This is a genomic window from Amycolatopsis sp. NPDC048633 (assembly GCF_040650695.1).
Classification (GTDB): domain Bacteria; phylum Actinomycetota; class Actinomycetes; order Mycobacteriales; family Pseudonocardiaceae; genus Amycolatopsis.
Genome location: NZ_JBEZHS010000041.1, coordinates 40,429 through 63,697 on the forward strand (window position 1 = coordinate 40,429; position 23,269 = coordinate 63,697).

At 71.6% G+C, this 23,269-nt stretch carries 18 protein-coding genes; 6 read left to right on the plus strand and 12 right to left on the minus strand.

Annotated features, from left to right (window positions below):
- Positions 1-3 precede the first annotated feature (3 nt).
- Complete coding sequence (locus AB0C38_RS42730; RefSeq protein ID WP_360684878.1) at positions 4-1,737, plus strand: thiamine pyrophosphate-dependent enzyme; 1,734 nt, start codon at positions 4-6, stop codon at positions 1,735-1,737.
- A 150-nt stretch (positions 1,738-1,887) separates the two neighbouring features.
- Here AB0C38_RS42730 and AB0C38_RS42735 read toward each other — a convergent pair whose 3' ends face one another.
- The 3 genes from AB0C38_RS42735 to AB0C38_RS42745 form a co-directional block, all read right to left on the minus strand.
- On the minus strand, positions 1,888-2,226 hold the full coding sequence (locus AB0C38_RS42735) for a UBP-type zinc finger domain-containing protein (RefSeq protein WP_360684989.1): 339 nt from the start codon (positions 2,224-2,226) through the stop codon (positions 1,888-1,890).
- A 66-nt stretch (positions 2,227-2,292) separates the two neighbouring features.
- A complete protein-coding gene (locus AB0C38_RS42740; RefSeq protein ID WP_360684882.1) occupies positions 2,293-3,927 on the minus strand; it encodes a tannase/feruloyl esterase family alpha/beta hydrolase in 1,635 nt (544 codons plus the stop codon).
- A gap of 7 nt (positions 3,928-3,934) precedes the next feature.
- A complete protein-coding gene (locus AB0C38_RS42745; protein ID WP_360684885.1) occupies positions 3,935-5,329 on the minus strand; it encodes an MFS transporter in 1,395 nt (464 codons plus the stop codon).
- Between the two features lie 145 nt (positions 5,330-5,474).
- Between AB0C38_RS42745 and AB0C38_RS42750 the strand changes: the two genes are divergently transcribed.
- Positions 5,475-7,202: a GAF domain-containing protein gene (locus AB0C38_RS42750; RefSeq protein ID WP_360684888.1), complete on the plus strand. Its 1,728-nt coding sequence runs from the start codon at positions 5,475-5,477 to the stop codon at positions 7,200-7,202.
- A gap of 6 nt (positions 7,203-7,208) precedes the next feature.
- Here the strand turns inward: AB0C38_RS42750 and AB0C38_RS42755 are convergent, their stop codons facing one another.
- The 8 genes from AB0C38_RS42755 to AB0C38_RS42790 form a co-directional block, all read right to left on the minus strand.
- Complete coding sequence (locus AB0C38_RS42755) at positions 7,209-8,822, minus strand: long-chain fatty acid--CoA ligase (protein WP_360684891.1); 1,614 nt, start codon at positions 8,820-8,822, stop codon at positions 7,209-7,211.
- Between the two features lie 140 nt (positions 8,823-8,962).
- Positions 8,963-10,693, minus strand: a complete 1,731-nt coding sequence (locus AB0C38_RS42760; RefSeq protein ID WP_360684894.1) for an acyclic terpene utilization AtuA family protein — start codon at positions 10,691-10,693, stop codon at positions 8,963-8,965.
- A complete protein-coding gene (locus AB0C38_RS42765) occupies positions 10,690-11,469 on the minus strand; it encodes a TIGR03084 family metal-binding protein (RefSeq protein ID WP_360684897.1) in 780 nt (259 codons plus the stop codon). Before AB0C38_RS42765 ends, AB0C38_RS42760 begins: the two co-directional genes overlap by 4 nt.
- 1 nt (position 11,470) lies before the next feature.
- Positions 11,471-12,217, minus strand: coding sequence for an enoyl-CoA hydratase-related protein (locus AB0C38_RS42770; protein ID WP_360684900.1), 747 nt, complete (start codon positions 12,215-12,217; stop codon positions 11,471-11,473).
- Entirely contained in the window at positions 12,214-14,166 is a 1,953-nt protein-coding gene (locus tag AB0C38_RS42775; RefSeq protein WP_360684903.1) for a biotin carboxylase N-terminal domain-containing protein, read from the minus strand. Before AB0C38_RS42775 ends, AB0C38_RS42770 begins: the two co-directional genes overlap by 4 nt.
- Before the next feature lie 5 nt (positions 14,167-14,171).
- The gene (locus AB0C38_RS42780) at positions 14,172-15,770 is read right to left on the minus strand and encodes a carboxyl transferase domain-containing protein (RefSeq protein WP_360684906.1); all 1,599 of its coding nucleotides are present in this window, start codon (positions 15,768-15,770) and stop codon (positions 14,172-14,174) included.
- The gene (locus AB0C38_RS42785) at positions 15,767-17,332 is read right to left on the minus strand and encodes an AMP-binding protein (protein WP_360684909.1); all 1,566 of its coding nucleotides are present in this window, start codon (positions 17,330-17,332) and stop codon (positions 15,767-15,769) included. Before AB0C38_RS42785 ends, AB0C38_RS42780 begins: the two co-directional genes overlap by 4 nt.
- 8 nt (positions 17,333-17,340) lie before the next feature.
- On the minus strand, positions 17,341-18,492 hold the full coding sequence (locus AB0C38_RS42790; protein ID WP_360684912.1) for an acyl-CoA dehydrogenase family protein: 1,152 nt from the start codon (positions 18,490-18,492) through the stop codon (positions 17,341-17,343).
- A gap of 69 nt (positions 18,493-18,561) precedes the next feature.
- Between AB0C38_RS42790 and AB0C38_RS42795 the strand changes: the two genes are divergently transcribed.
- Entirely contained in the window at positions 18,562-19,182 is a 621-nt protein-coding gene (locus AB0C38_RS42795; RefSeq protein WP_360684915.1) for a TetR/AcrR family transcriptional regulator, read from the plus strand.
- Between the two features lie 71 nt (positions 19,183-19,253).
- On the plus strand, positions 19,254-20,909 hold the full coding sequence (locus AB0C38_RS42800) for an AMP-binding protein (RefSeq protein ID WP_360684918.1): 1,656 nt from the start codon (positions 19,254-19,256) through the stop codon (positions 20,907-20,909).
- Here the strand turns inward: AB0C38_RS42800 and AB0C38_RS42805 are convergent.
- Positions 20,897-21,856, minus strand: coding sequence for a WYL domain-containing protein (locus AB0C38_RS42805; protein WP_360684921.1), 960 nt, complete (start codon positions 21,854-21,856; stop codon positions 20,897-20,899). The genes AB0C38_RS42800 and AB0C38_RS42805 overlap by 13 nt on opposite strands.
- A gap of 93 nt (positions 21,857-21,949) precedes the next feature.
- Here AB0C38_RS42805 and AB0C38_RS42810 point away from each other — a divergent pair, with 93 nt between their 5' ends.
- Both AB0C38_RS42810 and AB0C38_RS42815 read left to right on the plus strand, forming a co-directional pair.
- The gene (locus tag AB0C38_RS42810) at positions 21,950-22,345 is read left to right on the plus strand and encodes a RidA family protein (protein ID WP_360684992.1); all 396 of its coding nucleotides are present in this window, start codon (positions 21,950-21,952) and stop codon (positions 22,343-22,345) included.
- A gap of 103 nt (positions 22,346-22,448) precedes the next feature.
- Positions 22,449-23,267 carry an IclR family transcriptional regulator gene (locus AB0C38_RS42815; RefSeq protein ID WP_360684924.1) on the plus strand — a complete coding sequence of 273 codons (819 nt, stop codon included), beginning with the start codon at positions 22,449-22,451 and terminating at the stop codon, positions 23,265-23,267.
- The last annotated feature ends 2 nt before the right edge of the window (positions 23,268-23,269 follow it).

The window sequence follows — 23,269 nt, forward strand, 5'->3', positions numbered from 1 at the left end:
CCCGTGGCCCGCACCGTCGCCCAAGTCATCGTCGACAGCCTCACCCAGCTCGACGTCACGCACGTGTTCGGCGTGGTCGGTGACGCCCTGAACCCGCTCACCGATGCGATCCGCCGCGCCGAGAGCATCGAGTGGATCGGCTGCCGCCACGAAGAGGCCGCCGCGTTCGCCGCGGGCGCGCAGGCACAGCTCGGCGACACCATCGGCGTCTGCATGGGTACCGTCGGCCCCGGGTCGGTGCACCTGCTCAACGGCCTCTACGACGCCGCGAAGAGCCACGCCCCCGTGCTCGCCATCGCCGGGCAGGTCCCGCTGGCCGACGTCGGCACGGACATGTTCCAGGAGGTCGACAACGACCTGCTGTTCAAGGACGTCGCGGTCTTCCGCGCCACCGTGACCTCCCCCGAGCAGATCCCCGGTCTGCTGGAGATCGCGGTCCGCACAGCAATCAGCCGCGGTGGCCCCGCGGTCCTGACCGTGCCGGGTGACATCGGGGACAAGAAGGTCGAAGCCGACCGTGAGCCGCGGTTCTCCCTCGCCGAACGCAGTACCCGCCCGGACGACCCCGCCCTGGACGCCGCCGCTCAGCTGCTCAACGCCGCCGGCAAGGTCACCCTGCTGGTCGGGCGCGGCGCCCGGCAGGCGCGCGAGGACGTGCTGGCCCTGGCGGACCGGCTGGGCGCGCCGATGGTGCTCACCCTCAAGGCCAAGGAAGGCTTCGAAGCCGACAACCCGTTCGAGGTCGGCCAGACCGGCCTGATCGGCAACCCCGCCGCCGCCGAGGCGATGGACCACGCGGACCTGCTGCTCCTGCTGGGCACCGATTTCCCTTACCGGGCCTGGTATCCGACGGGCAAGAAGGTCATCCAGGTGGACGCCGTGGCCGAGCACATCGGCCGCCGCGTCCCCGTCGACATCGGCCTGGTCGGCGACGTCGCCCCCACGGTGGCCGCGTTGCTGCCGCGGCTGTCCCCGCAGGCGTCCCGGGCCCACCTCGACGACGCCCGCGCGCACTTCGAGCGCTGGCACGCCGGGCAGCGGCGGCTGGCCTCCCCCGAGCACGACCAGGGCCTGGTCGGCAAGATGCGATCCGTCTTCGACAACGCCGAACACCAGATCCGTCCGGAAGCGCTGGCCGCGCTGGTCGACGAGCACGCCGCCCCGGACGCCGTGTTCACCTCCGACACCGGGATGGCCACCGTGTGGCTGTCGCGCTTCGTCCGGATGACCGGCTCGCGCCGGCTGCTCGGCTCCTACAACCTCGGGTCGATGGCCAACGCGATGCCGCAGGCGCTCGGCGCCCAGTTGCGCGACCGCGACCGCCAGGTGGTCGCGTTCTGCGGCGATGGCGGCCTGAGCATGCTGCTGGGCGACCTGATGACCCTCAAGACCTACCGGCTGCCGGTGAAGCTGGTGGTCTTCGACAACCGGCGCCTGGGCATGGTGAAGCTGGAGCAGGAACAGGCCGGGCTCCCGGAGTTCGGCACCGAGCTGGACAACCCGGACTTCGCGGCGGTCGCCACGGCGCTGGGCCTGACCGGCATCCGGGTCACCGACCCGGCCGAGCTCGCCGACGCCGTGCGGCGCGCGCTGAGCACCGAAGGCCCGGTCCTGCTGGACGTCCTGACCAACCCCGAGGAGATGTCCGTCCCGCCGAAGCCCACGGTCGACCAGGGCTGGGGCTTCGCGATCGCCAAGGTCAAGGAACACCTCCGCAGCACCGGCGACAAGAGCTGACCCGCCCCCACCCGAGGTGGCCGTGACGGAAGCGCCGGCACGCGTGATCGGCACGCCAACTCGCGTGATTGCGGGGACGACACGGACTCGCCCGCCGTGTCGACCCCGCAATCACGCGTGTCGACCGTCGGATCACGCGGGTCGGCTCCGCTAGTGCACGTGCGACTGCCAGTCGCTCGGCACCCGGCCCTCCGGACCCGGCACCGGCTGCGTGACCGGCCGGTGCTCCGGGGGCGCCAGCGCCGGGCCGTCGTAGGCCTCGCCCGTGTCGAAGCTGTAGAACCAGTCCTCGCCCGGTTCGAAGCTGCGGATCATCGGGTGCCCGCTCGCCTGGTAGTGCGCGGTCGCGTGCTGGGCCGGTGAGCTGTCGCAGCACCCGATGTGGCCGCACTGGGCACAGCGGCGCAGGTGCACCCACCAGCCCTCCACGGCCAGGCACTCCGCGCAACCCGTACCGCTCGGCGGCGCGGTGACGTCGATTCCCTCGATTTCGGCCATGCCGACAGTCTGCCCCGAACGCGCACCGCACGCATCAAGGCAGGCCGCCGGACACGGTCAGTGCGTGCAGACGAAGCTCGACGCCACGTTCGGATCGCCTGCTCGATACCGCGGCCAGTCCGGGTAGGTGCAGAGCGGACGGGTGCGGGCGTGGGTCAGGTCGGTCACCGTCGGGTTCGCCGGCGGCTGTCCCCGGTCGACCCAGCGCTCGAGGGCTGTGAGCGAGTCCCAGCCGGCGGCGAACGCCGGCGTGCCGAAGTTGGCGTGGTTCGCGCCGGGGACGACGTAGTACCGCGCGAACGCGTCGGTCGCCCGGGGCCCCACCACGTCGCGGACCCGCTCGTAGTAGTCGCTCGTCGAGTACGGGGAGACCAGTTCGTCCGCCGCGCCGTGGAGCAGGATCAGCTTGCCGCCCGCTCGGGCGAACGGGCGGAGGTCCGCGTTGTTGCGGTCCTCGATCGTGGACAGCGCGCTGATCCGGCCGAGCCACTTCCCGGGGTGCCGGGGATCCACCTCCAGGGAGTTCTGGTTCGGGTTCCGGGTCAGGAAGTACTTGACCCACTGGTCCCAGTACTGCGTCCCGTACCCGCTCGTCACCGGCATGGGATTGGCCGGCGCGGTCGTGCCGAACCCGAGGAACGGGGTCCGCATGTCCGCCCCCGAGAGGAACGGGAAGCCCGGGTACTGGGTTTCGCCACTGGCGATCCGGTACGGCCACCGGAACGGGGACGACATCGCGGTCACGGCCCCGATCTGGGGGTCCGACAGACACGTCGGACCGGCGTCGGTTCCGCCCGGGCAGCGCAGCGCACGGGGATCGAAGTGACAACGGCCCGGGTTCGAGATCACTTGATCTTTGAGCCCGTCCAGGCCGTCGCACGCCTTGACGACGCTGTCGTAGAGGAGCGTCTGCTTTTCGACGCCGGGGAAAGCGCCGGGGCGCGACAGGACCTGGGTCAGGTACCCCAGGTCCAGGATCTCGGCGAGGTTGTTCCACGCCGGGTAGGCCGAGATCACGCCGTCGAACGCGGCCGGCCACCGCTGGGCGACGTTGAGGGCTTCGCGGCCGCCCGTCGATCCTCCGGCGAAGAAGACCTCGGCGGGTTTCGTCCCGTAGCCGTGCCGGATCAGGAACAGGCTCGCGTCGAGCGTCTTCTTGAGGGCGTCACCGGCGGCGAAGTTCCGCAACGCCTCGTCGTTCGCGCCGAACGACCCGTCCAGGGACGGCGGGGCCGCCGGGTTCTGCTGGTGGCCGGAGTCGCTCGCGAACGTCGCGTACCCGCGGGCCAGCGGCACCGGCTGGTCGGTGGGCCCGAACGGCACGTTCGACGCCGGATCGGGAATCGTGCCGTTGTAACCGCCACCGCCGAACATCAACGCGCGGTGGTTCCAGCCGGACGGCAGGTCGACGCGCATCTTGATGGCCGGCGCGGCCGGGTCGACGGGGAAGAGGTCGGCGTCGACCTGGCAGTACCGGATCGGCTTGCCGCTGACGACGGCCGTCGTGTCCACCGCCGCCGTGACGCGGCCGCCGGTCGTCGGCAGGCTCATGACCGACGCCGGGATCTTCAGCTGGTTCAACGCGGCGCACCCGGGCGCCGCCGCGGTGGTCGCGGAGGCCGGTCCGGCCACCGCGGTCGCCACCAGGAGCGTCATCGCCGGTACTGCGAGCCGGCGGGTCGTCCGCTTCATTTCGGCCTCACTTCCCGGCGTAGAGGTGCGCGCCGGGGATGGCGTGCTCGTCGGCACGGACATCGGCGGGGTTCGTCTCCGGCAGGAACCACGCACTGGCGAAGGTGATCAGCCCCATCAGCGTGATGTAGCCGGCGACGGTCGCGGTGCTCCCGGTGTTCGCGATGAGCGCGGTCATCAGGAACGGCGTGCCGCCGCTGACGATGATCGCGGACAGCTGGTAGGCCAGCGACGCGCCCGAGTAGCGGACGCGCGGTGCGAAGAGCTCGCCGAGGAAGCTCGCGATCGGGCCGTAGGTGAGGCACTGGAACACGAACCCCACGGTCACCGCGACGAAGATCAGCGGCAGGGACGCGGTGTTGACGAGCCCGAAGTACGGGAAGCCCCAGGCGGCGACGCCCAGGCCGCCGACCAGGATCAGCGGCCGGCGGCCCACCTTGTCCGAGAGGCGCCCGGACCACGGGATGATCACGAGCATCGCCACGGAGGCGAGCAGCACGACCGCGAGCAGGGAATCGCGCTTGAGCCCGAGAGTTCCGGTGCCGTAGCTCAGGAGCCCGGAAATGCTGACGTAGAACAGGCTGTTGGTGGCGGAAAGGAGCCCGCAGCCGAGCAGGATGGTCCCCCACTTGCTGCGCAGGACCTGGGCCAGCGGGGCCCGGACCACGGCCTCGCCGGGCTTCGCCGTTTCGCGTTGCAGCTCGCGGAACTCGGGCGTGTCCTCCACCTTGGCCTGGATGTAGAGCACCACCGAGAACATCACGACGCTGAGCAGGAACGGGATGCGCCAGCCCCAGCTGAGGAAGGCGGCGTCCGGCATCAGGCCGCTGGCCGCCACGAAGATCAGGTTCGAGAGGATCACCGCGACCGGAACGCTGGTCTGGCCGAAGGTTCCGGCGAAACCCCGCCGTTTGGGCCCGGCGGACTCGGTCAGCAGCAGCACGATGCCGCCCCACTGGCCGCCGGTCGCGAGTCCCTGGATGAAGCGCAGAATGACCAGGAGCGTCGGGGCCAGTGCGCCGACGGCCGCCGCGGTGGGCAGGCAGCCGATCAGGAACGTCGCGGCCCCCATGACCGCCAGGCAGGCGACGACGACCGGCTTGCGCCCGTACTTGTCGCCGAGGTGCCCGGCCAGCACCCCGCCGATGGGCCGCGCCACGAAGCCCGCCCAGAACGTGCTGAAGGCGAGGAGGGTTCCGGTGAGCGCCGAGGCGTGCGGGAAGAACACCTTGGGGAACACCAGCGCGGCCGCGGTGCCGTAGAGGAAGAAGTCGTACCACTCGATCGAGCTCCCGATGAGCCCCGCGGCCAGCAGCTTGCGGAAGGCCCGGCGCCGGGTCGTGGCCGGATCGGCGTCGACCCGGCCGGACTGTCCTTCGGGTTGGGTGAGCGGGATTGCCATGGATGCCGCCTTCGTCGATGAGCGCAGCCGGGTGATGGCGGTCATGTTAGGGCGCCGTTACGCTGCGCTTGAGGTGTGGACCATCCACTCCTGCCGTTGAATCGGTGGGCCTTTCGCCCACCCATCGCCGAGGAGGGATCACACCGTGTCCGACAAGACCGTGGCCGGCGAGGCGGAGACGGGCACGCTCGTGCGCCGGCAGCGGGAGCTGGCGTCGTTGTACGCGACCGTCAAGTCGCTCACCGCGCTGGGCGAGCTCGACCAGGTCCTGCAGTCGATCGTCCACCACGCCCACGACCTGATCGGCACGGACTTCACCTACCTTTCGCTGGTCGGTGCGAACGGCAGGCTGTCGGCCAAGGCGTCGGAGGGCACGGTCTCCCCCACCTTCCTCGCGGCGGACATCCCGGTCGGCGTCGGGCTGGGCGGGAAGGTGCTGGCCTCCCGGAGCCCGTACTGGGTGCGCAACTACGCGACTTCGACCCTCATCGAGCACGATCCGAACTTCGACCGCCTGGTCGTCACCGAGGAGCTCGTCGCGCTGCTCGGGGTTCCGCTGGTCATCCGGGGCGAAGCGGTGGGCGCCCTGTTCGCCGCGGACCGCTCCGAGCGGTCCTTCCAGGCCGACGAGATCGCGCTGCTGAACGCGTTCGCCGATCACGCCGCGGTCGCCCTCGACAACGCCCGCCTCTACGAAGCGAGCCGGACCGCGCTGCAGGAGCTGCAGGTCGCCTACCGGAAAACCGAACGCGCGCAAGCGATCCACGAAGCCCTGACCGGTGTCGTGCTGGGCGGCGGGACCCCCGGCGACGTCGCGCAGCTGCTCGCCGACCAGCTCGGCGGGAGCGTCACGCTCCTCGACCGGGCGGGGGAGATCGAGCTGGCCGGCGCCGTCGAGGACGCGCGACGCTCGGGCCGCTGCACCGTCTCGGCCGGCCGCGGCGGAACCACCCGCAGCGTGGCCGCGATCCAGGCGGGTGACAGCTACCTCGGCGCGCTGGCGTGGAGCCGGAAAGCCGCCTCCGGCAACGCCGTCCCGGACGACATGGACCTGCGCACCCTCGAGCGGGCCACCCACATCCTCGGGCTGCTCATCCTCAAGGAGCGGGCCGTGGCCGAGGCCAGCGAGCGGTTGAGCGGCGAGCTCCTGACCGAGCTCATGGTCGGCGGCCCCGGGATCAGCCCGGCCCAGCGCGCCCGCACCCGCGCGCGCGACATCGACGCCGACCGCCTGGAGCTGGTCCTCGTCGCGGAGTCCGCCACGGTGGCGTCCACCGATCTCGCGCGCCACCTGCACGGCATCGCCCGGGACCGCGCCGGGCTGGCGGGCGAACACCTGGGCAAGGCCACGATGATCCTGCCCAGCGCGGACGACGACCGGACCGCCGAAGAAGTCCACAGTAGACTGCGCCGCACTTTGGGCGGGGCCGTGGTCGTCATCGGGGAACGGGCGGACAACCACGACTGGGCCCGTGCCTTCTCGCTCGCCGGCCGCTGCGGCGCGGTCGTGCGGGCGATCGGGCACACCGACCTGGGTGCCACCACGCGCCGCTATGCGTTGTACGCCATGCTGTTCGACGCGGAACGGGCCGGCGAGCTCGACCGGTTCCTCGCCGGCTCCATCGGCCCGCTCCTGGAGTACGACCGGCGGCGCGGCACCGATCTCGTCGACACCCTCGGCGCGTACTACGTCCACCGCGCGAACGTCGCGGCGACCGCGCGGGCGTTGCACGTGCACGTCAACACGCTGCTCAAGCGGCTGGACCGCGCCGGCACCGTCCTCGGCCTCGACTGGCGCCAGGACAACGACCTCGAGCTGCAGCTCGGGCTCCGGCTGCACCAGCTGCGGGCCAGTGGACCCGCGTCGTCGTGAGCCGCCTCAGGCGATCCGCGCCGCGTCGCGCAGGGCGATCTTCGAGAGCTTGCCGGTGCCCGTCTTGGGCAGGGTCGCCCGGAAGACGAACTCGTCGGGCAGCCACCACTTGGCCACCATCGGCGTGATGTGCGCCAGGAGCTCTTCGGCCGTGGCGGCACCGCCTTCGCGCAGCGCGACGTAGGCGACGGGGCGTTCCATCCACCGCGGGTCCGGGCGGGCGATCACCGCGACTTCGACGACGTCGGGGTGCGAGGCGATGGCGGCCTCGAGCTCGACCGAGGAGATCCACTCGCCGCCGGACTTGATCAGGTCCTTCATCCGGTCGACGAGCCGCAGGTAGCCCTCGGCATCGAGGGTGGCCAGGTCGCCGGTGCGCAGCCAGCCGTCGGCGGTGAAGCTGCCGTCGGCGTCCACCCGGAAGTAGCCGCCCGCCACCCACGGGCCCGCGACCTGCAGCTCGCCGACGGCGTTTCCGTCGCGCGGCAGCTCCTCGCCGGTCTCGACGTCGACGATGCGCACGTTCACCAGGGGCAGGGGCTGGCCCTGCGCGGCCCGCACGCCCAGCTGCTCCGCCGCGGACGCGTCCCGGTGCTGGGTGCGCGTGCCGCCGATGGTCCCGACCGGGCTGATCTCCGTCATCCCCCAGGAATGGGTGATGGGGACGCCGATCGCCGCGCGGTACGTCTCGGACAGCGCCGAGGGAACGGCGGAGCCGCCGCCGAGCAGGAACCGGGTGGCGCTCAGGTCGTGGTCCCGCACCAGCGGAGCCAGGCCCGTCCACACCGTCGGCACGGCACCGGCGACGGTCACCCGCTCGGCTTCCATCAACCCCAGCAGGTGCGCCGGATCCGCGGACGCGCCCGGCAGGACCAGCGAGGCTCCCGCCATCATCGCGCCGTAGGGCAGGCCCCAGGCGTTGGCGTGGAACATGGGCACGATCGGCAGCACGACGTCGCTCTCGCAGAGGCCGATGAGACCGGCCGCGAGCGTGCCCAAGCAGTGCAGGACCGTCGACCGGTGGCTGTAGAGCACGCCCTTCGGCGGTCCGGTCGTCCCGGACGTGTAGCACAGCCCGGACGCCAGGTTCTCGTCCGCGAGCGAGAACGCGCCCTCGAACGAGCCCTCGAACGGCGCGGCCGTGGAGATCAGCTCGTCGTAGTCCAGGATCCGGGGGTCCGCCGGGATCGCGGTGTCGGTGCCGTCGGGCAGCACCACCCAGTGCCGCACGCACGGCAGCCGGTCGGCACTCGGCCAGATCCGCGGCAGCAGCCCGCGATCGACGAACACCACGTCGTCCTCGGCGTGGGTGACGATGTACTCGAGGTGCTCGGCCGACAGCCGGATGTTGATCGAGTGCAGCACCCGCTTGGTGGCCGGCACCCCGAGGTAGAGCTCCAGGTGACGCCGGCTGTTGCCGGCGAACGTCCCGACGCGGGCGCCGGCCGGCACGCCGAGGGAGTCCAGCGCGGTGGCGAGGCACCGGACGTGCCCGGCCACCTCGGCGTAGGTGAGTCGCTCGGCACTGGCCGTCACGACGTCCTTGTGCGCGAAGAGCCGTTCCGCACGCTCCAGGATGTGGGCGATGGTGAGCGGCCGCGGCTGCATCAGCCCGTCCATGGGTCGTCCTTTTCGATCGGCGGGTCCGCCCCGGAGACGGGCGATCACGTGTCACCTTAAGTGCGGTCCTGGACGGAAAAGAGGTCGGAACCTTCCACTCGTCCGCGCGCTTCGGCGGCGGTTACCTCCACCCCGGGTCCTCAGGGGAGCAGCGTCTCCGGCACCTCGACCACGCGACTGCGCAGGTATTCGCCAAGCCCCTTGGCCTGAGGGTCGGCCCGGACCGACGCCGCGACGCCCTCGCCGAGGAGACCGGCCACCACGAAGTTGACCGCGCGCAGGTTCGGCAGGGCGAACCGGCGGACCTCGAGCGTGGCCGCTTCGGGCAGCAGCAGCCGGAACCGGTCTTCGTCGAGGTATCCCCGCAGCCAGTCGTACTCCGCGTCGGTGCGGGTCCAGAACCCGATGTTGGCGTTGCCGCCCTTGTCGCCCGAGCGGGCGCCCGCCACCGTTCCCAGGGGCACGCGGCGAACCGGCCCGCCGAACACTCTTGGTTCTCCCGGAGTGGGTTGCGTCAGGGGCTGCGAGCCAGTCGGCGGGTGCGGGATCACGCGCCGGGTGCCGTCGGGGAGGGTGACGCGGTGCTCGACCTCGGCTGCCGGGACGAGCGTCGGCCAGTAGATCCCGAAAGCGCTCTCCGCGGACGGCGGGGTCGTCGTGTGGAAGCCCGGGTAGCCGCCCAGCGCGAGTTCCATTGTCGTGTTCGAGAAGCGCCTGCCCACCTTGGCCGCGTCCGGATCCTTGACCGTGACGCGCAAGTGGGCCGTGGCTTCGGCGTTCACCGGCGCGTCCGGGTGGTCGAACCGCAGCAGCGTGACGTCGACCTCGGCGAACTGCTCCTGACCGCCCAGCAGCTCGAACAGCTGCTGCTCGGCCCACGCGGCCTTTTCCTCGATCCGGGTGCCGGTGAGCACCAGCGTCATCGTGTTCCGGTAGCCGCCGCCGTGGTTGAGCGCCACCTTCAGCTGGTCACCCGGTGGGCTGCCGCGGGTGCCGCTGATCCGCACGCGATCGGGTCCGGCCTGTTCGAGCCGCGAGGTGTCGAAGTGCGCGATCGCGTCCGGGCCGGCGTAGGCGGGTTCGGCGATCTCGTACAGCAGCTGTGCGGTGACCGTGCCCACCGAGACCAAGCCGCCGGTGTCGTCGTGCTTGGTGATCACGCTCGAGCCGTCCGCCTCGACCTCGGCGATCGGGAAGCCCGGGTACCGGCGGTCGGTGATCTCTTCGAAGAAGGCGTAGTTGCCGCCGGTGGCCTGCGGGCCGCATTCGATCACGTGCCCCGCGGCCATCGCGCCGGCGATCGCGTCGAAGTCCGCCGGCGCCCAGCCGTGCCACCAGGCGGCCGGGCCGACGACCAGCGACGCGTCGGTGACCCGGCCGGTCACGACGACGTCGGCGCCGGCCTCCAGGGCCGCGGCGATGCCCCAGCCGCCGAGGTAGGCGTTGGCGGTCAACGGTTCCACACCGGCGTCGGCGAGCTTGCGGCCGGTGTCGAGGTGCGTCAGGTCCGGCAGCTCGTCGAGCCGGTCGACGAGGTCGTCGCCGTCGACGTACGCGATCTTCGGGTGCAGGCCCAGCTCCGCGATCCGGGCGGCCAGCCCGGCCGGGTTCAGGCCGCCGGCGTTCGAGACGATCCGGATGCCACGATCCAGGCAGGTGCCGAGCACGTGTTCCAGCTGAGTGAGGAACGTCTTGGCGTACCCGGCGGAAGGGTCCTTCCGGCGCGCCTTCCAGAGGATCAGCATGGTCAGCTCGGCGAGGTAGTCGCCGGTGAGGACGTCGATCGGGCCGCCTTCGACCATCTCCCGCGCCGCCTCCAGGCGGTCGCCGTAGAAGCCGGAGCAGTTCGCGATCCGGACCGGGCGCTTCACGCGCGTCCCCGGCCCGGGGCACCCGCGAAGGCCTGCGCGATGCCGATCCATTCCCGCGCGACGGGTCCGCGCACGGTCAGGCCGGTGTCCTCGGCGTGACGGCGCTGGGTGACCGTCAGGCAGAAGTCGAGCGCGGTGCCTTCGACGCGGTCGTCGGCGGCGCCGTCGCCCCACTTCCACTTGTCGCCCGAGGGCGCGTGCAGCACGACCCGGATCGGGACGACCGGCGCCGGGCGATCGTGGAGCCCGAAGCTGAACGCCGTCGTCGACACACCGAGGTGCGCGATGTGCCGGAGCCGGTCGGTCGGCACCCGTGTCACGCCGAGCGTGTCGGCGATGTCCTGGCCGTGCGCCCAGGTCTCCATGATCCGCGCGGTCACCGAAGACGCGACGCTCATGTCCGGCCCGTACCAGGGCAGCCGGGCACGCGGGTCGCGGCCGCGGAACGCCGTGACGAACGCGGTCCGCGCGCGGCGGAACCATTCGCGGACCTCCGCCGCGCCGAGCCCCTGGTACCGGGCGGCGACCCGGTCGGGAAAGTCCATGCCCTCGGCCATGAGCGCGGCGGCGGCCTCCCGGAAACCGTCGGGGTCGACCGCGGCCCGCGTCGCCGTCTCGTCGAAGAAGGCCAGGTGTGTCACCTGGTCACGGATGTCCCAGCCCACCGCGGGGGTCGGCCGCGCGACGGCGTCGTCGTCGAGCGGGGCGAGCATGGCCTCGACGTCGGCGGTCTCGGCGACCAAGTCGTCGAGCAAGGCATCGAGCGAGACGGGCATGTCAGCGTCCTTCCCAGACCGGAGCGCGCTTCTCACGGAACGCCGCGGGCCCTTCCTGCGCGTCCCGCGAGCGGTAGACCGGCGCCCAGATCTCCTCGGCCCGGTCGTAGACGTCGCGGCGTTGCAGGTAGGCCGTCTGCTTCGCCGCCCGCACGGACAGCGGCGCGTTGGCCGCGATCCGCTCGGCCAGGGCCTGGGTACGGGACCGCAGCTCGGCCAGGGGCACGACGTCGTTGACCAGGCCGACCTCCCGGGCGCGCCGGGCGTCGAGGGGGTCGCCGGTCAGCAGGATCTCCATCGCGATCCGCGGCGGGACCAGCCACGACAGCGGCGCCGCCCACGGCGCCCCGCGGCCCACCTTGACCTCGGTCACCGCAAAGCGCGCGTGATCGGCGGCCACCACGAGATCGCATTGCTGGGCCAGCAGGAATCCCCCGGCGTAGGCGACGCCGTTGACGGCCGCGATCGTCGGTTTCGGGACGTCGATGTTGCGGCCGAACTGCGGCAGGAAGTCCGGCGGCGGGATCTCCAGCGCGGTTTCGGCCATCTCCTTGAGGTCGCCGCCGGCGCAGAACGCCTTGTCCCCCGCGCCGGTCAGCACGAGCACCGCGGCCGAGTCGTCGGCCACGAACCGGCGCGTTCCCGCCCACAGGCCGTCCCTGACCTCTTTGGACAGTGCGTTGCGGGCCTCGGGACGGTCGATGGTCAGCCAGGCGACGCCGTCGTGCACCTCGTAGGAGACGCTCACGACACGACCGCCAGCACCTGACCGGTGTCGACCTGATCACCCTGGCGCACCCGCAGTTCCGCGACCACGCCGTCGACCGGGGCGGTGACCGTGTGTTCCATCTTCATCGCCTCCAGCACGACCAGGGGCTGCCCCGCGGTCACGGCGTCCCCCTCCCCCGCCAAGACGCGCACCACCGCACCGGGCATCGCGGCGAGCAGCGATCCGGCCGTCGCGGCGGCGTCCGGATCGGGGAACCGCGGTACCTCGGTCAAGGACGCCGACCCGTCCGCACCGTCCACATAGGACACATCCGCTCGCGTGTGCACGGCGTAGGTGCGATGGATCCCGTCGATCTCCAGCTCCACCAGCGAAGGTGACGCGGACAGCAGCCGCACCGAAGCACCCAGCGGCTCACCGTTGACCGTGACGCGCAGCCCGGACCGCCGCAGCGAGTACGCGACCTCCAGCGTTTCCGAACCGACCGAGTAGACGACCCGCTGGGGCGCACCACCGACGTTGCGCCACCCCGAAGGCATCTCCGGCACCACCCGCGCGTCACGCCGGTTGCGGGCCTGCGCGGCCAACGCGGCGGCCGCGGCCTGCCGGGCGCCGCCTTCGGCCGCGCCGAGAGCGGCCGGGTCGTGCCGGGTCAGGTAGCCGGTGTCGGTGTGCCCGGCCAGGAACTCCGGCTCGGCCAGAATCCCGGCGAGGAGGTTCCGGTTGGTCGTGACGCCGTGCAGCTCGGCCTGCCGCAACGCCCGCGCGAGGGTCCGTGCGGCTTCGCGGCGGGTCCGCCCGTGGGCGATCACCTTGGCCAGCATCGGGTCGTAGTGCGGGCCCACCACGGAACCGTCGGTGACGCCGGAGTCGACGCGGACCCCGCGCAGCGCGGGGACGCGGAAACGGTGCAGGGTCCCGGTGGCGGGCAGGAACCCGGCCGGGACGTCCTCGGCGTAGAGCCGGACCTCGATGGCATGCCCGTCGATCCGAGCGCCCAGCACCGAAGGCGGCAGCGGTTCGCCCTCGGCCACGCGCAGCTGCAGTTCCACCAGGTCCAGGCCGGTGACCAGCTCGGTGACCGGGTGCTCGACCTGCAGTCGCGTGTTGACCTCGAGGAAGAAGAACCGGCCGTCGCGGTCCAGGACGAACTCGACGGTGCCCGCGCCGGTGTAGCCGATGGCCTTCCCGGCGGCGACGGCCGCGGCACCGAGTTCGGCGCGCAGAGCGTCGTCCACCGCGGGCGACGGACATTCCTCGACGATCTTCTGGTACCGCCGCTGGATCGAGCACTCCCGCTCGAACAGGTGCACCACCTCGCCGTGGGTGTCGCCGAGGATCTGGACCTCGACGTGCCGCGGGTCGACGACGAACCGCTCCAGGAACACGGTTCCGTCCCCGAACGCCGACGCGGCTTCCCGCCGGGCGCCGTCGACTGCGTCGGATAGCCCCGCGGAGTCGTGCACCACGCGCATGCCGCGTCCGCCACCCCCGAACGCGGCCTTGACCAGCACCGGGAAGCCGATCGACGCGGCTACCGCGGAGAGATCAGTCTCGTCCGTGACGGTCGCTCCCGGCAGCACTGGCACCCCGGCCGCGTCCATCAAGGCCTTGGCCTCGATCTTCGACCCCATCGAGGCGATCGCCTCGGGTGACGGCCCGACGAACGTCAGCCCTGCGTCGGCGCAGGCACGGGCGAACCCGGCGTTCTCCGACAGGAACCCATATCCCGGGTGCACCGCGTCGGCCCCGGTGGCCTTCGCGGCGGCGATCACCAGGTCTCCGCGCAAGTACGTCTCCGATGGCGCGGACCCGGGCAGCCGGACGGCTTCGTCGGCGAGGCGGACGAAAGGGGCGCCCGCGTCCGGGTCGGAGTACACCGCGACGGTCGAGATGCCGAGGTCGTGCGCGGTGCGCATGACCCGCGCGGCGATCTCGCCGCGGTTGGCGACCAGCAGCTTGGCGATCATCGGGCTCACATCCGGAAGACGCCGAAGCCGCGACGGCCCTCGACGCGGTTGGAGTGGACGGCGGACAGCGACATCCCGAGCACGTCCCGGGTGTCGCGCGGGTCGACGATGCCGTCGTCGTAAAGCCTCGCAGTGACGGCGAAAGCGTGTGACTCGGTCTCGATCTGCGCCTTGATGGCGGCGGTCCGCGCGCGGTCGGCGTCGTCGTCGAACGGCTTCCCCTGCGACGCGGCCGAGTTGCGGCCGACGATCGACATCACGCCGGCGAGCTGCGCCGCGCCCATCACGGCGAGCTTCGCGCCCGGCCAGGCGAACATCAGCCGCGGGTCGTAGGCGCGGCCGGACATGCCGTAGTTGCCGGCGCCGAACGACGACGCCATGTTGACCGTCAGGTGCGGGACCGTGCTGTTGGTGACGGCGTTGATCATCTTGGCGCCGTCCTTGATGATGCCGCCCTGTTCGTAGCGGGTGCCGACCATGTAGCCGGTCGTGTTCTGCAGGAACACCAGCGGGACGTCGGTTTGGTTGGCGAGCAGGATGAACTCGCTGGCCTTCTTGGCCTCCTCGCTGAACAGCACGCCGCGGTGGTTGGCGAGCACGCCGACCGGATAGCCGTGGATGCTCGCCCAGCCCGTCACCAGGGAAGTGCCGTAGAGCGGTTTGTACTCGTCGAAGTCGGAGCCGTCGACCGTGCGGGCGAGGATCTCGCGTGGGTCGAACGGCACCTTCGGGTCCGGCGGGACGATACCGAGGATCTCGTCGGGGTCGTAGCGCGGCGGCTCCGGCGTCCGGCTGGGCGCGGGGCCGAGCTTGCGCCAGTTGATCCGGGAGAGCACGCGGCGGCCGAGGCGGATCGCGTCCCGCTCATCGACCGCGAAGTAGTCGGACAAGCCCGAGACGCGGGAGTGCATGTCGGCGCCGCCGAGGGACTCGTCGTCGGCCTCCTCACCCGTGGCCATCTTGACCAGCGGCGGGCCGCCGAGGAACACCTTGGCTTGGCGGTCGACGAGCACCGCGTAGTCGCACATGCCGGGCACGTACGCGCCCCCCGCGGTGGAGTTGCCGAACACGATGGCCAAGGTCGGGATGCCGAGCGACGACAGCTCGGTCAGCTCGTGGAAGATCCGCCCGGCGGGCACGAACAGGTCGGCCTGCGTGGGGAGATCGGCCCCGCCCGACTCGACGAGGTTGACCACCGGCAGCCGGTTGACGCGGGCGATCTCCAGCGCCCGCAACGTCTTCCGCAGCGAGTACGGGTTCATCGCCCCGCCGCGCACGGTCGGGTCGTGCCCGATGACCACACATTCCACATCGGACACCACGCCGATGCCGGTGAGCACCGAGGCGCCGACCGTGAAGTCCGTGCCCCACGCGGCCAGCGCGGACAGCTCGAGGAACGGGCTGTCCGGGTCGAGCAGCAGCTCCAGGCGTTCGCGGACCGGCAGTTTCCCGCGGTCGCGGTGCCGCTGAACGTAACGCTCACCGCCGCCGGCGACGGCCAGCTCCAGCTGTTCCTCCAGCCGCTCCAGGGCTTCGAGTTGGGCCTTCCGGTTGGTCGCGTAGCTTTCGGCGGAGACGTCGAGCAGGGACTTCAGGACCGTCATTCGGTGCTCCCGTAGTGCCCGGCGTGCCGCTCCCGGACCACGTTCTTCTGGATCTTCCCGGTCGAGGTGCGCGGCAGCTCGTCGGTGACGATCACCGCCTTCGGGACCTTGTAGCCGTCCAGGCGGTCCTTCAGCCGCAGCCGCAGGTCGTCGGCGTCGATCCGCTCCCCCGGCTTCGGCACGACCACCGCCGTGATGGCCTCGGTCCACCGCTCGTGCGGCAGCCCGACGACCACGACCTCGGCGATGTTCGGCTCGGTGTCGTAGACGGCCCGCTCGACCTCGATCGAGGCGACGTTCTCCCCGCCGGTCTTGATGACGTCCTTGTACCGGTCGGCGAACCACAGCACGCCGTCCGGCCCGAACCGGCCGACGTCGCCGGAGTGGAACCAGCCGTGCCGGAACGCCTCCGCCGTCGCTTCGGGGTTGCGCAGGTACTCCTGCATGGTCGACGGCGCCCGGTAGACGATCTCGCCCTGCTCGCCGCGCGGCAGCAGGTTCCCGTCCGGGTCCATGATCCCGACCTGGACGCCGGTGAGCGGCGTGCCGACCGCGCCGACGTGCGAGAGCTGGTGCTCGGGCCGGAACAACGTCGTGATCGGGCTCATCTCGGTCTGGCCGAACAGCAGCGCGAAGTCGCAACGGAAGCCGTCGAGGCACGCCTTGATCTGCGCTTCCGGCATCGGCGCCATCGCGTAGACCGCGCGCCGCAGCGAGGACAGGTCGCGGCCGCCGAACGACGGGTGGTCCAAGGCCGCGCGGTACATCATCGGCAGGCCGAAGACCTGGGTGATCCGCTCGCGTTCGATCGTGTCGAGGAACCGCTCCGGGTCGAAACCTCGGTGCACGAAGATCGTGGCGCCGACGACGATCGCGGGTGTGCAGAAAGCGTTCAGCTGGGCGGTGTGGAACATCGGCATCATGGCGATGAACCGGTCGTCGGCACGCCAGCCGGAGTCCAGCGCGGCCGACATCGACTCAAGGTGGATCGCCAGGTGCGTGCCGACCACGCCCTTCGGCGACGCCGTAGTCCCGGATGTGTACAAATAGGACAGTGGGGCGCGATCCTCGACAACCACTTCGGGTGACGTCGTGTCGTCGAAAAGCACGTCGTCGATGTCCAGCCCAGTGGCTTCACCGCCGGTTCCGGGCGCGAGGATCACGTCGGTGACGCCGGATACCTGCGCCACGGCGGGCGCGATGACACCGGCGAGCTGACGCTCGACGACGATGCCACGGGCCTGCGAATGCCCGAGTACGTAAGCGACTTCGTCACTCCGCCAGCCGAGGTTGATCGGCACGCAGACAAGCCCGAGCTTCGCGCACGCGTAGTAGACCGCGAGGAACTCGGCGCTGTTGGCCGACGCCAGTGCGAGGACGTCACCGGTCGTGTAGCCGCGGGCAGTCAGTCCGTGGGCGAGCCGGTTGACCCACGTGTCGAACTCGCCGTAGGTCCAGCGGCGGTCGCCGTCGACCACGGCGAGGGCGTCCGGGCGGCCGAAGGCGACGCGGGTCAGCGCGTCACCGACGTTGACCCGGTGGACGAGGGTGCGATCCGTCATCAGTCCTCCTAATAGGACCGGGGCAGTCCGAGACTGTGCTGGGCGACGAAGTTGAGGATCATTTCGCGGTTCACCGGGGCGATCCGCAGCAAGCGGGCCAGCCCCCAGTACGGCAGCAGCCCGAAGTCCGCCGAGACGCCGTTGCCGCCGTGGGTCTGGATCGCGGCGTCGACGGCGGCCAGTGCGGCCTCCGCCGCGGCGTACTTGGCCATGTTCGACGCCTCGCCCGCCGGCTGACCGGCGTCGTGCAGCGCGGCGGCCCGGTGCGTCATCAGGGCGGCCAGCTCGGTCTCGATCTTCGCCTTGGCCAGCGGATGCGAGACGCCCTGGTGGACGCCGATCGGCTGATCCCACACGGTGCGTTCCTTCGCGTACTTGGCGGCGACGTCGAGGGCGTAGCGCGCGATGCCGACGCAGAGGGCGGCGCCGGTGATGCGTTCCGGGTTGAGGCCGTGGAAGACCTGCCGGAAGCCCGCGCCCTCCTCGCCGACGAGCGCCGTGGCGGGCAGCCGGACGCCGTCGAAGTGCAGCGTGAACTGCTTCTCCGGGAGCATGACGTCCACCGGCAGCGGGGTGACCGTGAGGCCGGGCGCGTCCACCGGGACCAGGAACAGCGAGAGCTGGGCGGTGCCGTCGGGGTCGCGGCCGGTGCGGGCGACGAGCAGCAGCGCGCCGGCGGTGTCGACGCCGGAGATGTAGTACTTCTCGCCGTCGACCACCCAGTCGTCGCCGTCGCGGCGGGCGGTGGTGGTCAGCTTGTGGGTGTTGGAGCCGGCGTCGGGCTCGGTGATGGCGAAGACGACCTTCGCGCGGCCACTCGCCAGGCCGGGCAGCCATTCCTTGCGCTGCTCCGGCGTGCCGAACTCGGTGAGCACCTCGGCGGAGATGGCTTCGGTGACGAGCAGCAGCAGGATCGGCGCGCCTTGCGCGGCGCTCTCTTCGATCACGATCGTCAGCTCGGCCAGCCCGCGGCCGCCCCCGCCGTACTCCTCGGGGATGTTGACGCCGATGAACCCCGCGTCGCCGAGCGCGTGCCACAGCTCGGTGCACTCCCGGCCCTCGCGGGCGTGTTCGACGTAGTACCGGCCGCCGAAGGGAGCGGCGATGGCGCCGACCGCGGCCCGGAGGTCCCGGGCCTCGTCGCTCTCCATGACGTCCACACCGACGCTCCTTAGTGATTTGCTATTCACTTATAGCGCACCGTAGCGCCCGTCTGCGAGGATGACAAGATGACGGCACCTTCCCCGGCCACCCGACGGCGGCGCGACCCCGAGCGGCGCGAGCGGATCCTGACCGCGGCCGCCGAGCTCACCGCGCGGCGCGGGTTCCACGCGATCGGGATGGCCGACATCGGCGCGGAGGCGGGCATCGTCGGCTCCGGCGTCTACCGGCACTTCGAAAACAAGGACGCGATCCTGGTCGCGCTGCTCGACCGCGTGATGGGCCGGCTGCAGGACGGGGCCGCCGCCATCCTCGCCGCCGGCCCGGACGACCGGACCACCTTGTCCGGCCTGATCAGGGACCACGTCCGGGTGGCCATCGAGGACCGCACGGTGCTCGCGGTCTACCACCGCGAGATCCACAACCTGCCCGAGGAGGACCGGCGGCGGCTGCGCCGGCTCCAGCGGCACTACCTCGAGGACTGGGTCCACGTCCTCGCCCCGCTGCGCCCCGACCTCGCCGACGGCGAGCTCCGGCTGGCCGTGCACGCCGCGATCGGCGCGGTGCAGTCCACGCTCTTCTTCCGCAGCGGCCTGGCCCCGGAACGGCTCGCCGAACTGCTGGACGGGATGGCGCACGCCTGTCTCGGCGTGACGCCGAACCCGGCACCGTCAGTGAATGGCGAATAACTTTCTTCTTGCCTCGGTGACCTGGGTCACGGCATGCTGGGCGGCGGCAGCGACGGCGAAGGAGCCCTGGCATGACCGCAACCAGTGAGAGCGCCATCGACGTCGAGACCCTGCGCGGCCGCCGCGCGGTGCACCGCTGGGAACGGACGTCGGTCGGGGACGTCTTCGAGCGGCTCACCTGGAGCCGCCCGGACCAGGTCGCGATCAGCGCGGCCGAAGGCGCGTGCGGCGAAGACCAGTTCGCCTCCGTGACGTACCGGCAGGCCGATCAGGCCGCCAACCGGCTCGCGCACGCGCTGGCCGCGGCCGGGCTCGTGCCCGGCGACCGGGTTTTGCTGTTCTGCGAGAACACCGTCGAAGCGTTCCTGGCCAAGATCGGGATCGCCAAGGCGGGCATGGTCGCCGTTCCGCTGAACCCCGGCCTCGCCCCGGACGTCCTCGAGCACTTGGTCCGCCTGACCGAACCGCAGCTGGCGATCGTCGACGCGGAACTTTGGCCACGCCTGGAAAACGTCGCGGGCGTACGGGTCGGCGCCACTATCACGGTCGGCGGCGGGCCGGTCGCGGGCACGCCGTCCTTCGGCGAATTCCTGGACGGGCAGCCGGACACCGAGCCGGACGTCGAGATCCACGGCGACGACATCTTCCAGTTGCTGTTCACCTCCGGCACCACCGCGATGCCGAAGGGCGTAATGCTCTCGCACAGCTACGCGCACCTGGCCGGGCTGAACTTCGCGCTGTCGCTCACCCGCGGCCTGCGCCACGAAACGGACCTGCGCGTCTGCACGTTCCTGCCGATGATCTACCACGTCGGCGACGCGCTGTTCACGTACTCGACGTTCTTCGCCGGCGGCACACTGATCCTCGGCCGCCGCCCGGTGCCCGGCCCGGTCGCGGTGTCGCTGGCGCGGTCGCGAGCCACCGCCGTCTGGGCCGGCTCACCCCAGTTCGTCACGGCACTGGCCGACGCGGTCGACGCCGATCCTTCATTCGACCTGACGTCGCTGACGACGCTCGTCTACGGCTGGGGTGCGCTCGCCCCCGAAGTGTTGCGGCGCCTGGAAGCCCGCACCGCACCCGGGTTCGTCACGGTCGGCATCTTCGGGCAGACGGAGGCGATCGCGTGCCACCGGTTCTGGCCGAGCGCGTGGCCCGAGGTGCACGCGCGCACGGCGCCGGCGATGAACTACGTCGGCGTGCCGAGCGGCCTGCTCGCGTCCGACGTCGTCGACGAGCTGGGCGAGCCGGTCCGCGGCGTCCCGGGTGAAGCGGTCTACCGGTCGCCGGTGATGACGGCGGGCTACTACCGCGACGCCGAAGCCACGCGCGAAGCGTTCCGCGGCGGCTGGTTCCACTCCGGCGACTCGGCCGTGGTGGACGAAGACGGCCTGCGCGTGATGGTGGATCGCTACAAGGACATCGTGAAGACGGGCGGCGAGAACGTCTCGAGCATGCGCGTCGAGGCGGTGCTGGGCCAGCACCCGGCGGTCCTGCGGGCCGCGGTGATCGGATTGCCGCACGAACACTGGGGCGAAGCGGTGACGGCGGTCGTCGTCCCCCGCTCGTCCGCTTCGGAAGCCGAGCTGATCGCGTTCTGCCGCGAACACCTGGCGGGCTACGAAACCCCGAAGGCGATCGTGTTCGCCGACGACCTCCCCGAAACCGTCGGCGGCAAGATCCTCAAGTACAAGCTGCGCGCCCAGCACACGGATCTCTATTCCCCGTAACGGGCGGCGATCGCGGCGGCCCGGTTGCGCAGGGCGGTCCGCAACGACTGCGGCGCCAAGGCTTCCGCGTCCGTGCCGAGCTGCCACAACGCCCACTCGGCGTGCCAGGAATCCTGGAACGTCGCTTCCAGCCGAACCCAGCCGTCCGGTTCGGGTTCCGCCGCGCGGACCGCGACCGCGGTGCTCAGCAGCTCCTCCCGCCGCCGCGGGTTCAGCCTGATCGACACCGCGAGGTGGCCGGCGGAGAGGAACTGCGCGCAGCGGTCCCGCCAGACCCGGTCGAGGTCGACGCGGTCCGGCCGCCGAGCCGGTTCGGACAGTCCCTCGGCGGCCAGCACCCGCGACAGCCGGTAGGTGCGGTCCGCACCGGCCCTCGTGGCCAGCAGGTAGCCGCGGTCGCGGACGGTGACCAGGCCGATCGGGTCCACCGTGCGCCACCGCGGCGGCTGGTCCGTGGCCGTGTAGTGGAGGCGCAGCCGGTGTCCGGTGAGGACCGCGCGGCGGATCTCGAGCATGGCCGGGCCGGGTACTTCCTCGACGACCGGGCGGCGGGAAAGCAGGTCGGTCTCCGGCTCGACGAGGAACCGGCGGGCCGCGTCGCTCGCGGTGGCGCGATGGCTTTCGGGCAGCGCGTCGACCACCTTGAGCCGGGCCGAAGCGAGCGCCGGACCGAGGCCGAACTCGCCCCGGCCCGGTCCGGTGGCCAGCAACGCCAGGGCTTCGTCGTGGTTCAGGCCGGTGAGCTCGGTCCGGAACCCGGGCAGCAGCGCGAACCCGCCGTGGCGGCCGCGTTCGGCGTAGACCGGGACGCCGGCCGCGGACAGCGCCTCGATGTCGCGCAGCACGGTGCGGGTGGACACGTCCAGCTCGCGGGCGAGCGTGTCCGCGGTCAGCCGGCCGCGCTGGCGCAGCAACAGCACCAGGGAGACCAGCCGGTCGGCACGCATCCGGAAACCCTAGCGAATACACGACAGAAGATGTCGTGATTTGCCGGGAGGCTCCTCCGTACCGAAGTCGAACCGAACGGAGCTGATGTGGCAGTGGAACGAACGGCGGTCAACCCGACGACCTGGTCGGTGGAGCTGGGGTTCAACCAGGGTGAGCTCGTCTCCGGGCCCACCCGGACCCTGTACTGCTCCGGGCAGACCGCGATGAGCGCCGACGGCAAGCCCGAGCACGACGGGGACGTGGCCGCGCAGCTGGCGCTGAGCCTCGACAACCTGGAGGCCGTGCTCGGCGGGGCCGGCATGTCGCTGGCGAACCTCGTCCGGCTCAACGTCTACACCACCGACGTCGACCTGCTGTTCCCGCACTACGGCGTGCTGGCGGCGCGGCTGGGCGCCGCCGGGGTGGCTCCGGCGACCACGATGCTCGGGGTGACGCGGCTGGCGATCCCCGGCCACCTGGTCGAGCTGGAGGGCACCGCGGTCGCGTAACGACGTATCGCTGGCCGGAACGGTTTACCCTCGGAAAAGCGCAGAAGTGCTACGATTCGTGGCGAACCGTTCCTGTCAGCGAAACGAACCGAGGACCACGAGCTTGGCCGTCAACAGTACCGCCGGGCGCAAGCCCGCCGTCCCGCCGGACAACGCCGGCACCGAGGCCGCCGCCCGGGTGGCCGACGTGCTGCTGCTCTTCACCGGTGGCCCCCGGTACCTGGGCGTCAGCACGATCAGCCGGGAGCTCGACCTGTCGAAGGCGGTCGTCTACCGGATCCTGCAGTCCCTCGTCTCGCGCGAGATGCTGGCCACGGATCCCGGCGTCGCCGGCTACCGGCTCGGCCCCGCGGCCGTCGCGCTCGGGGCGAGCGCCCTGCGCCGGTTCGACGCCCGGGTCGCCGCCACCCCCGTCCTGCGGCGGCTGCGCGACGAGACCGGGGAGACCACCACGCTGTCCGGCCTGGTCGGCGACGAACGCGTGTACCTCGACCAGTTCGAGAGCCCGCGCGAGATCAAGATGACCGTCGAGCTCGGCCGGCGGTTCCCGCTGCACGCCGGTTCCTCCGGCAAGGTGATCCTCGCGTCCCTGCCCGAGGAGCGCCGGGAAGCGTTGCTGCACCGGGAGCTCTTCGCGCTGACCGAGCACACGATCACCGCGGCCGACCGGCTGCGCGAGGTCCTCGCGGACGTGACCCGCGACGGCGTCGCCGTCTCGCTCGGGGAACGCCAGCCCGGCGCGGGTTCCGTCGCCGCTCCGCTCTTCGGGCCGGACGGCGAGGTGCACGGCTCCATCAGCATCTGCGGTCCGCAGTACCGCTTCACCCCCGACGCCGTCGGCCGCTACCGCGACCTCGTGCGCGAAGCCGCGTCCGAGATCCGGCAGAGCTGGGCCTGGCTGCAGGAGCCGGGCGGCCGGTAGGG